Source organism: Azospirillum halopraeferens DSM 3675 (assembly GCF_000429625.1).
Lineage (GTDB): Bacteria > Pseudomonadota > Alphaproteobacteria > Azospirillales > Azospirillaceae > Azospirillum > Azospirillum halopraeferens.
Window position 1 is genome coordinate 46,632 of record NZ_AUCF01000035.1, and the last position, 15,398, is coordinate 62,029.

A 15,398-nucleotide genomic window follows, 5' to 3' on the forward strand; every position below is an offset into this window, starting at 1 on the left:
CCCATCCATGCCACCAGCCCTACGCCGTTGCGTGCAGGGAATCACCGCGCTCAACCGGCTGCTGTTCTACGTCGCCGCCGTGCTGATGTTCGTCGTCGTCCCCGTCATGCTCTACGAGGTGGTCAGCCGCTACGCCTTCAACGCCCCCACCACCTGGGGGATGGAGCTGGCGACGCTGCTGTTCGGCCCCTACTTCCTGCTGGGCGGGCCGTACCTGCTGCACCTGCGCGGCCACGTCAACCTGGACCTGGTGCGGCGCGCCCTGCCGGCGCGCTGGGACCGCGCGCTGGAGCTGGTGAACCACCCTGTCATCATCCTGTTCTGCGCCATCCTGCTGGTCTACTCCTGGCCGCTGGCGGTGCAGTCGTGGGAGTTCCGGGAAACCTCCTTCTCCGCCTGGAACCCGCCGATCTGGCCGGTCAAGTTCGCCGTCCCCGCCGCCGTGCTGCTGCTGGCGCTGCAAAGCGCCGCGGAGTTCCTGCGCGTCCTCTACCGCGATCCGACGGCGATCACCCATGAACCCCCGGCCGGCGAGGGTGCGGCATGAGTTCCACCGCCATCCTGCTGGCCATGTTCGGCGGCCTGACCCTGTTCATGCTGACCGGGCTGCCCATCGCCTTCGTTCTCGGCGGCCTGTCGCTGCTGTTCACGGTCACCCTGTGGAACGCCGACGCGGTCGTCATCCTGGTGCTGCAGATCTTCGACACCATGCGGTCGGAGGCGCTGCTGGGCATCCCCCTGTACATCCTGATGGCCGCGATCCTCCAGCGCTCCGGCGTCATCGAGGAGCTGTACCGCGCCATGGAGCTGTGGTTCGGCCGGGTGCGCGGCGGGCTGGCCATCGGCACCGTGGTCATCTGCGTCGTCATGGCGGCGATGACCGGCGTGGTCGGGGCGGCGGTCACCGCCATGGGCGTGCTGGCCCTGCCGGAAATGCTGCGCCGCGGCTACGACCCGCGGCTGGCCACCGGCACCATCTGCGCGTCTGGCACGCTGGGCATCCTGATCCCGCCGTCGGTGCTGACCATCGTCTACGCCGTGACGGCGCAGGTGTCGATCGGCCAGATGCTGATCGCCGGCATCGTCCCCGGCCTGCTGCTGGCCGCCCTGTACGTCGGCTACATCGCCGCGGTGTCCGTGCTGCGCCCCGATATGGTCCCGGCCGGCACCGGGGAGCGGGTGGCGCTGAGCGCCAAGCTGGCCAGCCTGCGCTCCCTGGCCCTGCCGTTCCTGCTGATCGTCATGATCCTCGGCTCCATCTTCTTCGGCGTCGCCACGCCGACCGAGGCGGCGGCGGTCGGCGTCGCCGGGGCCATGCTGTCGGCCGCCCTGCGGCGCCGGCTGACGGTGGAGGCGCTGTCCCGCGCGGCGACCGAAACGCTGAAGGCGTCGGCCATGATCCTGTGGATCACCATCGGTGCCAAGGCGTACGTGGCGATCTTCACCGGGCTGGGCGGGGCGGACACGCTGATGGGGTTCATCCGCGGCCTCGACGTCCACCCCTACCTGATCCTGGCGGTGATGATGGCGGTGCTGATCTTCCTCGGCACCGTGCTGGACGAGATCGGCATCATCCTGCTGACCGTGCCGGTGTTCCTGCCCATCGTGCGCTTCCTGGGCTTCGACGAGGTGTGGTTCGGCGTGCTGTTCGCCCTGACGATCCAGATGGGCTACATCAGCCCGCCCTTCGGTTACACGCTCTTCTACATCAAAGGCCCGCTGCCGCCGCACCTCGGCATGGACGTGGTCTACCGCGGCATCATGCCCTTCTTCGCGCTCCAGGTCGCGGGTCTGCTGATCTGCGCCGCCTTCCCCGGCCTGGTGACCTGGCTTCCCAAACTGATGGTCGGCGGCTGACCCGCCACCTCCCCGATCGGAGCTTCCACCGTGACCACTGAGGCAAAGACGTCCCGCGTCTCCGGTTTCCACAAGAAGACCCCGCGCGAGCGCCTGGACTTCGTCGCCGATTTCGCCGGGCTGGACGGGGACACCGTCGCGCACCTCGCCGACATGGGCAACCTGGACCCGCACCTGGCCGATCACCTGATCGAGAACGTGATCGCCACCATGAGCATCCCCGTGGGCATCGCCACCAACATGCGCGTCGACGGGGCGGATGTGCTGATCCCCATGGCGACCGAGGAGTCGTCGGTGGTGGCCGCTGTCTGCAACGCGGCGCGCCAGTGCTACGACAGCGGCGGCTTCACCACCTCCATGTCCGATGCGGCGATGATCGCCCAGGTCCAGCTCGTCGGCGTGAGCGACCCGCACCACGCCCGCCTGCGCATCCTGGAGCGGCGGGACGAGATCAAGGCGATCTGCGACGCCTGCGACCCCGTGCTGGTACGCCTGGGCGGCGGCTTCCGCGACGTGGAGGTGCGCATCGTCGACGCCCCCGGCGGGGCGATGGTGGTGACGCACCTGATCGTCGACACCCGCGACGCCATGGGCGCCAACGCCGTCAACAGCATGGCCGAGGCGCTGGCCCCCCACGCGGCGGCCTGGACCGGCGGCCGGGTGTACCTGCGCATCCTCTCCAACTACGCCGACCGCCGCCTGGCGCGCGCGCGCGCCACCTGGACCTGCGACGCCATCGGCGGGCCGGAGGTGCGCGACGGCATCGTCAGCGCCTACCACTTCGCCGCCGCCGACCCCTACCGCGCGGCCACCCACAACAAGGGCATCATGAACGGCATCTCCGCCGTGGTGCTGGCCACCGGCAACGACACCCGCGCCGTGGAGGCGGGCGCCCACGCCTACGCCGCCCGCGACGGCCGCTATTCCAGCCTGACCCGCTGGGAGGTGACGGCGGACGGCGACCTTGCCGGCTCCATCGAGGTGCCCATGGCGGTCGGCCTGATCGGCGGCGCCACCAAGCTGCACCCCACCGCCCGCGCCAACCTGAAGATCCTCGGCGCCACCACCGCCGACCGGCTGGCCCGCATCATCGCCGCGGTCGGGCTGGCGCAGAACTTCTCGGCCCTGAAGGCGCTGGCCACCACCGGCATCCAGAAGGGACACATGGCCCTGCACGCCCGCAACATCGCCATGATGGCCGGCGCCGCCGGCGCGGAGGTCGACGCCGTCGCCCGCATCCTGGTGGAGCGCGGCACCGTGCGGGTGGACGTGGCCGAGGCGGAGCTGAAGCGCCTGCGGGGCTGACGGGGGTCCGTTGCCGCCCGCGGGGAGGGCCGCGACGCCCGGGCGCATGGCCGTCCGGCGCATGACCGTCCGGCGCACGGGCCCCCTTCCCGTTCGCGCCGGATGGCCTAAAGTCCTGGCATCCGCGCGCGACGAGGGCTTTGCATCATGGACGTCTCCCCCACCCCCGCCGGCCGTGTCCACGACCGGCGTCTGGCCCGCCTCGACCCGGCGCGGGCGCCGCGCGGCGACGGGTTCATGGCGTGGATGTGGTTCGCCACCGGCCCGTACCGCGGCACCCTGGCGGCGGTGGGCACCGTCATGCTGCTGCGCCATTCGGTGGCGGCGGCGATTCCGCTGTTCTTCTCCTATTTCATCGCCGTGGTGGCCACCGGCGGCATGGGATTCGGCGAGGCGGTGACGACGGCCGCCCCCTATCTGGTGGTGTTCATCCTCTATCTCGGCGGCATCGCCGTGCTGTTCCCGCAGCTCGCCACCGTCGACCTGGCGGTGCGCAGCCTCGGCCTCTACGCGCTGGACCGCGTCATCTCCATGGACACCGCCTGGCACGAGGACGTGGCCAGCGGCGCCAAGGGGCAGAAGATCAACAAGGGGCGGGAGTCCTTCAAGACGCTGCTCGACTCCCTGTTCTGGTCGCTGCTGGCGCAGGTGGGCCTGTTCATCTCCCTCGGCGTGGCGGTGGCCACCCTGGACGTGCCGCCGGTCTTCTATCTCCTGTACCTGCTGTTCGGCGGCAGCTACGTGGCGGTGGCGCTGCTCACCCTGCCGCCTCTGCGCCGGCGCTTCGACCGGGTGTACGCCGCGGTGGAGGTGCTGTTCGCCAACGTCTACGATTTCCTCTCCTCGGTCACCACGATCAAGATCTTCACCCTGGAGCGGCCGATCCTGCAGCGCGCCCGGGCGGTGGAACTGGACGGGCACGACGCCGGGCGCCGGCTGTTCCGCTATCAGGCGCTGCGCTGGGCCGGGCTGAACCTGACGGCCGGGCTGTGGATGATCGTCATCTTCCTGGTGGCCCTGGAGAGCGCCACCGCCGGGGCGATGCCGCTGGAAGCCTTCACGGTCGTGCTGATGTTCACGGTCGGCGCCTGGATGCGTTTCGAGTGGCTGGCGTACGAGCTGAACCACATCATCGAGGCGTACGCCGGCTTCCGTCGCCTGACCGATCTGCTGGCCAGGGCCCGCGACGCCGCCGAGGCGGAATCGGAAGCCGCCGGGGACCGCTTCACCCCGGCCCGCGGCGCCATCACCCTGGACGGGCTCAGCTTCGCCTACAAGGCGGGCGGCGACCCCGTGGTGACGGACCTGTCGCTGACCATTCCGGCCGGCCAGTCCGTCGGGCTGGTGGGTCCGTCGGGGGCCGGCAAGTCGACGCTGCTGAAGCTGCTGCTGGCGCTCTACCCGCCCGATTCCGGCCGCCTGCTGGTGGACGGGCGCGACGTCGCCGGGCTGGAGGTGCGCAGCTACCGCCGCGCCTTCGCGGTGATCCCGCAGGAACCGGCGATCTTCAACATGTCGCTGATGGACAACATCCGCCTGGCCCGGCCGGAGGCCGGCGACGACGAGGTGATCGCCGCCGCCCGCGCCGCCCACGCCCACGACTTCATCACCGCCTACCCGCAGGGCTACGACACCCTGGCCGGCGAGCGGGGCGTGGTGCTGTCGGGCGGCCAGCGCCAGCGCGTCGCCATCGCCCGCGCCGTCCTGCGCGACGCCCCGATCGTCATCCTGGACGAGGCGACCAGCGCCCTGGATTCGGAGACCGAGCGCCTGGTCCAGGACAGCCTGGACCGCCTGTTCCGCGGCCGCACCGTCATCGCCATCGCCCACCGCCTGTCGACCCTGGCGCGGTTCGAGCGCATCGTCGTCATGGACGGCGGCCGCATCGTCGAGGACGGCCCCCACGCCACGCTGATCGAGAAGGCCGGCCTGTATGCCCGCCTGTGGGGCCTCCAGGCCGGCGCCCGCGCGGCGGAGTAAGCGGGCATGGCACGCCTCGCGCCCACCCCCCTGCCCCGCCGCGCCGTGCTGGCCGCCGCCGCCGCGGCACCGCTGGCCGCCCTGGCACCACCCGGCCGCGCCGCCGGCGCCGGGTTCGACCCCGCACGGCTCGACCGGGCGCTGGAGCGGGCGCGCGGGCTCGACCAGCTCCGCGCCCTGGTCGTCGGGCGCCACGGCCGGGTGGCGGTGGCGCGGGCCTTCCGCGGCCCGCCGCCGGAGCGGGCCGTCAACGTCAAGTCCGTGTCCAAGACGATCGTCGCCTCGCTCACCGGCGCCGCCATCGACCGCGGCCTGCTGCCCGGCGCCGGGGCCACCCTGGCCGACACCGCCCCCGGCCTGATCCCGGCGGACGCCGACCCGCGGGTGGGCCGGATCACCGTGGCCGACCTGCTGACCATGCGGGCCGGCCTGGAATCGACCTCCGGCCCCGGTTACGGCCGCTGGGTGTCCAGCTCGGACTGGGTGGCGTACGCGCTCACCCGGCCCTTCGTGGCGGAACCGGGCGAGCGGATGATCTACTCCACCGGCAGCTATCATGTGCTGGGCGCGGTGCTGGCCGGCGTCTCCGGGCGCAGTCTGGCCGATCTGGCCCGCGCGTGGCTGGGCGGACCGCTGGGCATCGCGGTCCCGGGGTGGATCCGCGACCCCCGCGGCTTCTACCTCGGGGGCAACGACATGGTGCTGTCGCCGCTGGCCCTCTTCCGTTTCGGGGAGCTGTGGCGCGCCGGCGGCCTGTGGGAGGGGGTGCCGGTGCTGAGTGCGGCCTGGATCGCCGAGTCCCTGGTGCCGCGCACGCGCTCCCCCTATTCGGGCGACACGTACGGCTATGGCTGGTTCCTGGCCGAGGCGCACGGCCACCGGGTGGCGTACGCACGGGGATACGGCGGGCAGATGCTGTACGTGGTGCCGTCGCTGGCCCTGACGGTCGTCGTCACCTCCGACACCGGCCGTCCGGCGCGCACGGACGGCCACGTCGGCGCCCTGAACGCCCTGCTGCGCGACGCCATCATCCCCGCGGCCGAAGCCGCCTGAGCGGAACGCGCAAAAGGGCGCCGGCCCTGCGGCCGGCGCCCCCTGACGCGTTCCGGTGTCCGGGTCCTATTCGGCCGGCACCGCCGGGGCGGGGACGGGCGGAGCCGCGACGGGAACCGCCGCTGCGCGCCGCATGCCGCGCACCAGGCGCCAGGCGAAAATGGCGAGGATCGCCGCACCGATGCTGAAGACGATGTCGCCGGGCACGCGCATCCACACCAGCGTCTCCATCAGCGGCGAGCGGATGATCTCCGGCGACCGGGCGTACCACAGCCCTTCGGTCACGCTGGCCCACGCCTGGTAGACGCCGGCCGGGAACAGGGACAGGAAGGCCATCATCGCCAGCCCGCCGTTGAGCAGCCAGAAGCTCTTCTTCAGCAGCCCGTCGTTCCACAGGTGCGCCGGCACCAGCCCGCGCAGGCAGAACAGCATCAGCCCGATGCCCAGCATCCCGTACACCCCGAACAGGGCGGTGTGGGCGTGGTTGGCCGTCAGATTGAGTCCCTGCACGTAGTAGAGCGACAGCGGCGGGTTGATGAGGAAGCCGAAGACGCCGGCCCCCAGCAGGTTCCAGAACGACACCGACACGAAGAACAGGATCGGCCACCGGTAGGTGGACACCCAGGGCGCCGCCCGGGTGTGGCGGTAGGTCTCGAACGCCTCGGCGCCGACCAGGGCCAGGGGCACCACCTCCAGCGCCGAGAAGACGGCGCCGATGGCGATCACCGAGACCGGCGTGCCGGAGAAGTACCAGTGGTGGGCGGTGCCCAGCACGCCGCCGAACAGGAAGACCACGGTGCTGGCCAGCACGGCGACGTTGGCGGTCATCGGGCGCACCAGGCCCAGGCGGACGAACAGCAGGCTGATGACGGCGGTGGCGAAGACCTCGAAGAAACCTTCCACCCACAGGTGGACCACCCACCAACGCCAGTACTCGACCATGGTGATGTGCGTGTGCTTGCCCCACATGAAGCCGGCGGCGTAGAACAGGCCGATGGCGATGGTGGACAGGAACATCACCAGCAGCACGGGCTTGCTCTCGTCGCCGCGGGTCAGCGCCGGCCACAGGGCGCGGCCGACCAGCACCAGCCACAGCATCAGCCCGACGAACAGCAGGATCTGCCAGAAGCGGCCGAGGTCCACGTACTCCCAGCCCTGATGGCCGAACCACCAGTTGGTGTCCAGGTCCAGCACCTGCTGAACGCCCAGCCACTCGCCGGTCAGCGAGCCCAGCACGACGAACACCAGGGCGCCCCACAGCACGTTGACGCCCAGCGTCTGGAACCGCGGCTCATGGCCGGAGATGGCCGGCGCGATGTACAGGCCGGTGGCCAGCCACGCCGTGGCGATCCAGAAGACGGCAAGCTGCGTGTGCCAGGTGCGCGTCACCGCGTAGGGCAGGATGTCGGCCAGCGGGATGCCGTAGAAGTCCTGCCCTTCCACCGCGTAGTGGGCGGTGACGGCGCCCAGCGTGATCTGCAGCAGGAACAGGCCGATCACCGTCCAGAAATACTTGGCGGTCGCCCGCATGGAGGGGGTCGGCTTCAGGGACCGCAGCGGGTCGGCGGTGGGCGGGACCACGTGGTCCTCGTGTCGGTTGGCGGCGTGGTACCAGACCAGGGCGCCGATGCCGGCAACGAGCAGCACGACGCTGGCGACCGACCACATGATGTTGGGGCCGGACGGCACGTTGCCGATCAGCGGCTCGTGCGGCCAGTTGGAGGTGTAGGTGACGGTGTCGCCCGGCCGTTCCGTGCCGGCGGCCCAGGCGGTCCAGAAGAAGAAGGAGGCGATGCCGGCGCGCCGCCCGGGGTCGGGCACGGCGTTGTTGGCGATGGCGTACTGCTCGCGCAGGGCGGCGAGCGCCGGATCATTGCCCAGCAGCGCCTCGTAATGGGCGGCGACGGCGCGGATGGCGGTGGCCCGGTCGGCCGACACGGTGATGGTGTTGGTTGCCGGATCGTGGGTGTTGGTGCGCAGCTCCCGCGTCAGGCGCTCGCGCAGGGCCGCCTGTTCCTCGGTGCCCAGCGCCGCGTACGGCCGGGCGTAGCGCCGCTGCGCCCACAGGTCGAGAAGCGCCACCGCCTCGCGGTGCAGCCAGTCGGCCGACCAGTCCGGCGCCACGTAGGCGCCGTGCCCCCAGATGGAGCCGACCTGCATGCCGCCCATGGATTGCCAGGCCAGACGGCCCTGCTGGATGTCCTGAAGGGTGTAGAGGACGCCGCCGTCCTCGCTCACCACCCGGTCGGGCAGCGGCGGCGCTTCGCGGTGCATCTGGCGGCCCATCAGCCCGAGGACGGCGAACGACGCCATCATCACGAGGCCGAGGGCCAGCCACAGTTTCCTGGTGCTGAACACGGTGGGTTTCTCCCCTGAACTTCGGTTGCCGGGGAGAAAAGCACGATTGCGGATCCCGCTTTTTGCGCCGGCGCAAACACGCGGGCGATCGGCGGCGGTCAGACGGCCGGCACCACCTCCCGCGGGACCAGCGCGGCGGCCTGGCGCAGCAGGTCCGGCCCGGCCCCCGGTCGGTGGGCGTTCTCGCTGAGGTGGCGGCGCCAGGCGCGGGCACCGGGCAGGCCCTGGAACAGGCCCAGCATGTGGCGGGTGATGCAGGCCAGCGGCGTGCCGGCGGTCACCTGCGCCTCCGCGTAGGGCAGCATGGCCTCCACCACCGCGTGGCGGTCGGGGCCGGGCGGGCCGCCGAAGAAGCGGCGGTCGGCGTCGGCCAGGATGTAAGGCGTCTCGTACGCGGCGCGGCCGATCATCACGCCGTCCACCGGCCCCAGATGCTCCGCCGCCGCGTCCAGGGTGCGGATGCCGCCGTTGATGACGATCGCCAGATGGGGGTATTCACGCTTCAGCCGGTGCACCAGGTCGTAGCGCAGCGGCGGCACGTCGCGGTTCTCCTTCGGGCTCAACCCCTTGAGCCAGGCTTTGCGGGCGTGCACGATGAAGTGTCCGACGCCGGCCGCCGACACGGTGCGCACGAAGCGCTCCAGGGTCGGCCATTCCTCCATCGCGTCGATGGCGATGCGCGACTTGACGGTGACGGGGACGGCCACGGCGTCGCGCATGGCGCCGACGCAGCGCGCCACCAGCTCCGGTTCCGCCATCAGGCAGGCGCCGAAGCGGCCGGCCTGCACCCGGTCGCTGGGGCAGCCGACGTTGAGGTTGATCTCGTCGTAGCCCCATTCCGCCGCGATGCGGGCCGCCGTCGCCAGCTCCGCCGGGTCCGACCCGCCCAGTTGCAGGGCGACCGGGTGCTCATGGGCGCCGAAGCCGAGCAATCGGTCGCGCGGCCCGTGCAGCACGGCCGCGGAGGTGACCATCTCGGTGTAGAGCAGCGTGCCCCGGCTGAGCAGACGATGGAAGGTCCGGCAGTGCCGGTCCGTCCAGTCCATCATCGGCGCAACGGCTATGCTAGGCCATTGATAATTCACGGTTTTCCTGTAGTCTCAGGCAGTTGGAGGGTGGGGAGTGCACACGGAAGCACGCTCCTTTACGACGTTTTTCGCCCTGGTTCGATGGCTGAGCGCACACGGAGCGCACACGAAAATGGCCACCTTCACGAAGCTTCCTTCCGGGTCTTGGCGGGTCCAGATCCGACGCAAAGGGCGCTACGTGAGCGAGACCTTCCTGCGGCGCGACGATGCGCGGATCTGGGCGGTGGATGCGGAGCGCCAGATCGACCGCGGAGAAGCTCCCACTGAATCGCGCATTGCACGCCTGAAGACGTTCGGCGAGCTGATCGATCTCCACATCGAGGATATGTGTGCGGTCGGCAAGGCACCCCTTCGCTCCAAAGCAGCGACGCTGGACATGCTGAAGAAACAGCTCGGTAAATGTAACACAGCCTCCCTCGATCGGGAGCGACTGATCAGGTTCGGACGCGATCGGGCGGCGCAAGGAGCCGGTCCTGTAAGGTTGGCATTGACTGAGGAGGAGCGCCAGGTCGGCATCAGCAAGCAGGGCGACGGTTACATCCGGCGCCTGCTGGTTGTCGGCGCGACGGCGGTCCTGCGCTTCGCCCGTCAGGACAACGCCAGCCGCAACTGGGCAACGAAGCTGTTGGAGCGCAAGCCGGGCCAAGCTGGCCGCCGTCGCCTTGGCCAACAAGACGGCGCGCATCGCCTGGGCGGTGTTGACGCGCGGGGAGAGTTACGTGGCGCCGGCGATGTAACCGCTCGCCGGCTCTCCCCGCGTGGCGCGGCCATCCGATTTCGAGGATGCCTTGGGCTGAAAGACCCCGTAAAGCCTGCCCCTTCGGGCCATCGCCTTCGGCGGCTTTGGGCTTGACGGCGTCTCCCATCCCAAGCCTTTGTTCCACCATCGGATGTAAGGAAAATTGCGGCTGAACAAAAAGGATGGGGATCAACCGACAGGATCGACCCTGTCAGCCGACAAGTCGGTCGACGGGGGAGAGGGGCAAGGGTGGTCAGACGTGATGACGAACCGGTCAGGCCGGGGATCGATCAAACCCATGGGGTCCAAGCGCCCTGGAGCGCGTTGAGGTGATTTGGGATTCGATCCGCGGAATTCATCAAGGCCAGCGGCCAAGGGCCGCGACAACAGGCCGGACACATGGATGCACCCGACCAGCCGTCAGAACCGATCCCCCTCTTGCACCGGAAGGGCCGTCCACACATGGTTTCTTCGACGGTTAACGCTTTTCACCGACACTTGGTGAAAGGGCCGTCCACCACATCACCTCAGACAGAGAAGCCGTTGGTTGCTGCCACCAACCTTCGACCCGCAACGAATCACACCCCATGTCCGGAGGGAATATCTATGGCCAACGCACCTCAGCACGCCTCGCCGCGGGAGACGGTCCGCGCGGCACACAGGCATTCCCTGAAAGACTACATCGTGCCGCCCGTGGTGATTCCCATCGCGCTTTTGCTGGTCGTGGTGCTGGTCGCGCTGCTTCGGGGGCCCGTATGAGGCAGCGGCAGCCGGGAGTTCGAAGCTGCTCCCCGCCGGTGATCGATCCGAATGGCACACCCATCGGCCGTCCCGCCCCGGAATGCCGGACGGCGAACGGTGTTATGGTCCGCATGCGGGTCAACGGAACAACTCCCTTTCGCCGTGTCCGGCCGGGGCACCCAATCGGCCGTTGACGTCGGCGGGGTATCCCGGAACGAGGGGCCGGGAAGGCCGGTTCGCGAGACGAAGCTTCGGAAATGCAGGAATGGCCTCCAACACGTCGGAATACGTCCATGACCACTGAGATCGAAGCGAATCGGGGCGAACTCAGGGATCAGCGGGCGGTGTTGGCGGACTTCGGCCGCTTGGCCCTCGAGGCCAACAGTCTCCAGGACATACTTCAGGAAGCCTGCCGCCTGGTCAGCCGCGGCCTCGACGCCGATCTCGTCAAGGTCATGGAACTGCATTCCGATGACGGCACCTTGTTGATACGCGCCGGTGTGGGCTGGAAGGAGGGCATCGTCGGCCATCTCACGATTCCGGTGGAGCCCGGCTCCTCGGAAACCCGGGCAATCGACACCGGCGAGCCCTTCGTCTGCCTGGACGTTGAGGGCGAGCACCAATTCACGATCCCGGATTTCATCCGGGAACATGGTGTCCGGTCCCTCGTCAATGTTCCGATCCTCGGATCGGGGAGGAAGCCGCCCTATGGCATCCTCCAGGTGGACAGCCGCAGATTGCGGGCCTTCAGCCGAAGCGACATCGATTTCCTCCGAGGTTATGCGAACCTGCTTGCCTCCTCGGTCGAGCGACTGAACCTGCTCCCCGAACTCCAGGCGGCCGTCGAGGAAAAGAACCGGCTTTTCCGGGAACTGCAACACCGGATGAAAAACAACCTTCAGGTGATCACCGGCCTCATAGCGATCCAGTCGGCGAACGCCAGGACGCTGGATGCCCGTCGGGAACTTCACTCCATCGGGAACCGGATCGAAGCGATGCGCCTTGTCCAGGACAAACTCCATTCCGCGGGAGAGGTCGACCGGATCGATCTCGGCATCTACCTCGGCGAGCTGAGCGCGAGCCTTCTCCGGTTCCAGGGCAACCGCGACAGGTCGATCCGGCTGCGGACGGAGGTCGAGAGCGTCATCATGGTGCCCGGCAGCCTCGCCATGCCGCTGGGGCTGATCGTCAACGAATTCGTCACCAACAGCCTGAAATACGCCTTCGGGAACGGGAACGGCATCATCGGCGTGAAGCTCGAGCAGGAAGGGCAGCACGCGGCCCGCCTCAGTCTGTGGGACAACGGCAAGGGGCTCCCGAAGGAAAGACATGGAACGGGGGCCGGCATGATGCTGATCGAGGGACTCGCCGGGCAGATCGAAGCGAACGCCGTATGGAACGGCGACGGCGGAACCCGGCTCACGATCGAGTTCAAGCTCCGGTCCGGTGGCAACAGCGCCGTTGCGGGATAATGCCGTTGCGGGATAATGGTGCCGCTGCCCGTCTGAAGCGGCGATGTGACGCCCGCCGGCGGCGCGTCGTACACGCCGGGAAGGGCGGTTCATCTGATGAACACCGTTGCCTGCGACAACGCGATCCGGCGTGCGTTCGTCGCCGCCGCGGCAGAGGATGCGGTTTCGCGGCGGTGGTCCTCACTCCGCCCCACCGGGATACGCGCTGTCGCTCAGTGCACGCTCCACACCAGGGGGATGAGAACGGTTCCGACGATGACGACGATGACCGACAGCGGCAGGCCGAGGCGCCAGTAATCGCCGAAACGGTAACCTCCCGGTCCCATCACGAGCGTGTTGCACTGGTGTCCGATCGGTGTCAGGAAATCGCACGCAGCCCCCACCGCCACCGCCATCAGCAGGGGGTCCGGGTTCATCCCGAGCGCCCCGGCCAAACTCGCCGCGATCGGCGCCATGATCAGCGCGGTCGCCGCGTTGTTGAGAAACGGCGTGAGCGCCATGGCCGTCACCAGAACCAGGGTAACGGCCCCGGCGGGGGGCAGGGCACCGGCGACGCCCGCGAGCCCTTCGGCGATAAGCCCGGCGGTGCCGGTGCCGCTGATCGCGTCGCTGATCGGGATCAGGCAGGCGAGCAGCACCAGGATCGGCGGCTCAAGCGCGTCGTACGCCTCCTTCAAGGTCAGGACGCCGAACAGCACGATGAGAACGGCGGCGCCGAAGAAGGCCGCCGGTACGGGAATCAGTTCGAGCGCCACGGCCGCCATGGCGGCGGCCAGAAGCGCGAGCGGCAGATACTCCCGGCCGCGGTGTTCAAGGCCGGTCGCGCGGTCGACGAGCGGCAGGCAACCGAGACCGCGCAAGGTTTCGGGCATCACCTCCATGCTTCCCGCCAGAACAAGGACATCGCCGGCCTGAAACCGGAGATGCCGGAGTCGGGTGGCGATGCTCTCGCCGTGCCGACTGATCCCGATGAGGTTCACGCCATGGCGCTGGCGCAGCCGAAGCTCGGCCGGCGAACAGCCGAGCAGCGGTGAATTCGTCGTAACCACGGCTTCGACGACCCCGATGCCGTTGGCGGGCAGGCCCTTGACCAAGCCCTCGCCGGTGCCGACGAGGCTGAGCTTCGCCGCCGCCAGAAGTGCCCGCAAAGCATGGGGGTCGCTCTGCAGGACGAGGATATCGTCGGCGAACAGCGTCCAGTGGCCGGCAGGACTGTAGCGCCTTTCCTCCTCGCGGATGATCGCCACCACGGTGACGTCGCCCTCGCCGAGCGATTCCAGGTCGGCCACGGTCTTGCCGACCAAGGGGGAAGCGGCGGGCAAATGCGCTTCGGAAAGATAGGGCCCGATGTCGAACGCCGCGGCCGGTGTCGCCGGTGCCCGGCGCCCTTTCGGAAGCAACCGCCAACCCACCACCAGAAAGGCGAAGCCGGCGGCCGCGACGCCAAGCCCGACCGGTGCGAAGTCGAACATCGAAAACGGTTCACCGGTCAGCTCGGCGCGCACCCGCGACACAAGAATGTTCGGGGACGTGCCGATCAGGGTGACGAGTCCGCCGATCAGCGATCCGAAGGCCATGGGCATCAGCAGGCTGGCAGCCGGGGTGCCACTGCGCCGCGCCACCTGGACGGCGATCGGCAGGAAGATCGCCACGGCACCGATGTTCTTCATGAAGGCGGACAGGACCATGACGCTGCCCGTCAGCACCGCCACCCGCTGCCCCGGAGTCCGCATGCGCGGTTCCAGGGCACGCAGGAGGCGCCCGATGACACCGGACTTCCCCACGCCGGCGCTGATGACGAGCGCTGATGCGATGATGACCACCACCGGGTCGCTGAAGCCGGCAAATGCCTGATCGGCGGGAACGACGCCGGCCGCCATGGCGAGCAGCAGACCCAGCAGAGCCACCAGGTCGTATCGCAGCCTGTTCCGGAGAAACGCCGCCACCAGGCCGACGATGATGGCGACGGAAAGGACTTGATCGACGGTCAGCGGTCGCCTCCATGGGCGTATGGGATGGGCGCCGGATGCATCCGGGAACCCCTACGTGCGGTCGGTGCGCAGAAGCAAACCGAAGCGGCCCGTTTCGTCCGGTCCCTCGATCCGCGAACACCCGGTCATCCCGAGAAGCCGACGGCCTTCGACGTCACGCTCCATGACCTCGCCGAGGAAGACCAGCTCGCAATCCTCCTCATTCTGCAACTGGCGAGACAAGTCCTCCGTCCACTCGAACTCAAGCGCCATCCGATCACCGGCAAGCACGAGCAGCAGCGCGTCACCGGTGCGATCGCACTCGACATGGTCCCCTCCCGTTCGGACCGGCGCCGCACGTGGCACCGGTGCTTCGTCGTGTTCCAAGGATCGGCGGACCTCGCCGTGACGTCACCGTGGATCCCGGTCCGCCGATCATTCCGTCCGGCCCGCCGTTCCCTTCAGACCTGCGAGGCGACACGCTCATCCGTGACCGCCGGGCCGGATCGTGCCCCGGCACGTGGTGTACGAGCGAAGGGGTTGGTCATCGCTCTCCGGCGGGTTGAGCCGGGTCAGGTTGCCACGGCGGACAACCTGGAAACGTCATTATGCCCCAGTGGCGTCATGGTCTCCAAGCTCATGTAGCGGCGGCTGGCCGCCCACTCATCATTTTGCTCCAGCAGGATGGCCCCTCCCAATCGGAAGATCGCCGCTTCATTGGGGAAGATGACGACGACATCGGTGCGCCGCTTGAACTCGCCGTTGACGCGCTCGAGGGGATTGGTCGAGCTGATCTTGGTCCAATGGTCGGGATGGAAGTCCATGTAGGCCAGGA

Annotated in this window: 12 protein-coding genes and 1 pseudogene; 8 read left to right on the top strand and 5 right to left on the bottom strand. The window is 69.1% G+C overall.

Translation table 11 applies throughout. The annotated features are described in order from the left end of the window. The first annotated feature begins 7 nt into the window (after nt 1-7). From G472_RS0122415 to G472_RS0122435, 5 genes are all read left to right on the top strand, one after another. The gene (locus G472_RS0122415; protein WP_029010160.1) at nt 8-547 is read left to right on the top strand and encodes a TRAP transporter small permease subunit; all 540 of its coding nucleotides are present in this window, start codon (nt 8-10) and stop codon (nt 545-547) included. Further along, the gene (locus G472_RS0122420) at nt 544-1,857 is read left to right on the top strand and encodes a TRAP transporter large permease (protein WP_029010161.1); all 1,314 of its coding nucleotides are present in this window, start codon (nt 544-546) and stop codon (nt 1,855-1,857) included. The genes G472_RS0122415 and G472_RS0122420 overlap by 4 nt, the downstream gene beginning before the upstream one ends. 30 nt (nt 1,858-1,887) lie before the next feature. Then, nucleotides 1,888-3,162, top strand: coding sequence for a hydroxymethylglutaryl-CoA reductase, degradative (locus G472_RS0122425; RefSeq protein WP_029010162.1), 1,275 nt, complete (start codon nt 1,888-1,890; stop codon nt 3,160-3,162). A gap of 147 nt (nt 3,163-3,309) precedes the next feature. Then, the gene (locus tag G472_RS39865) at nt 3,310-5,142 is read left to right on the top strand and encodes an ABC transporter ATP-binding protein (RefSeq protein ID WP_051341151.1); all 1,833 of its coding nucleotides are present in this window, start codon (nt 3,310-3,312) and stop codon (nt 5,140-5,142) included. 6 nt (nt 5,143-5,148) lie between these two features. Then, the gene (locus G472_RS0122435) at nt 5,149-6,195 is read left to right on the top strand and encodes a serine hydrolase domain-containing protein (protein ID WP_029010163.1); all 1,047 of its coding nucleotides are present in this window, start codon (nt 5,149-5,151) and stop codon (nt 6,193-6,195) included. Between the two features lie 66 nt (nt 6,196-6,261). Here G472_RS0122435 and G472_RS0122440 read toward each other — a convergent pair whose 3' ends face one another. After that, the gene (locus tag G472_RS0122440) at nt 6,262-8,553 is read right to left on the bottom strand and encodes a nitric-oxide reductase large subunit (protein WP_029010164.1); all 2,292 of its coding nucleotides are present in this window, start codon (nt 8,551-8,553) and stop codon (nt 6,262-6,264) included. A 98-nt stretch (nt 8,554-8,651) separates the two neighbouring features. Beyond that, nucleotides 8,652-9,602, bottom strand: coding sequence for a tRNA dihydrouridine(20/20a) synthase DusA (gene dusA / locus G472_RS0122445; RefSeq protein ID WP_084536848.1), 951 nt, complete (start codon nt 9,600-9,602; stop codon nt 8,652-8,654). Between the two features lie 448 nt (nt 9,603-10,050). On the opposite strand from dusA, the pseudogene G472_RS38330 reads away from it, so the two are divergent. From G472_RS38330 to G472_RS0122455, 3 genes and pseudogenes are all read left to right on the top strand, one after another. After that, nucleotides 10,051-10,378: pseudogene (locus tag G472_RS38330) on the top strand (IS110 family transposase); the annotation flags it as partial. A gap of 608 nt (nt 10,379-10,986) precedes the next feature. After that, nucleotides 10,987-11,139, top strand: coding sequence for a hypothetical protein (locus tag G472_RS39075; protein ID WP_156927220.1), 153 nt, complete (start codon nt 10,987-10,989; stop codon nt 11,137-11,139). A 275-nt stretch (nt 11,140-11,414) separates the two neighbouring features. Then, nucleotides 11,415-12,593: a sensor histidine kinase gene (locus G472_RS0122455; RefSeq protein ID WP_029010166.1), complete on the top strand. Its 1,179-nt coding sequence runs from the start codon at nt 11,415-11,417 to the stop codon at nt 12,591-12,593. Nucleotides 12,594-12,805: 212 nt separating this feature from the next. Here the strand turns inward: G472_RS0122455 and G472_RS0122460 are convergent, their stop codons facing one another. From G472_RS0122460 to G472_RS0122470, 3 genes are all read right to left on the bottom strand, one after another. Further along, nucleotides 12,806-14,539, bottom strand: a complete 1,734-nt coding sequence (locus G472_RS0122460; protein WP_342667958.1) for an SLC13 family permease — start codon at nt 14,537-14,539, stop codon at nt 12,806-12,808. Between the two features lie 96 nt (nt 14,540-14,635). Further along, nucleotides 14,636-14,950: a hypothetical protein gene (locus G472_RS39080; RefSeq protein WP_156927221.1), complete on the bottom strand. Its 315-nt coding sequence runs from the start codon at nt 14,948-14,950 to the stop codon at nt 14,636-14,638. Between the two features lie 185 nt (nt 14,951-15,135). Further along, the coding region (locus G472_RS0122470) for a transposase (protein WP_029010169.1) at nt 15,136-15,398 on the bottom strand (263 nt) is incomplete at its 5' end.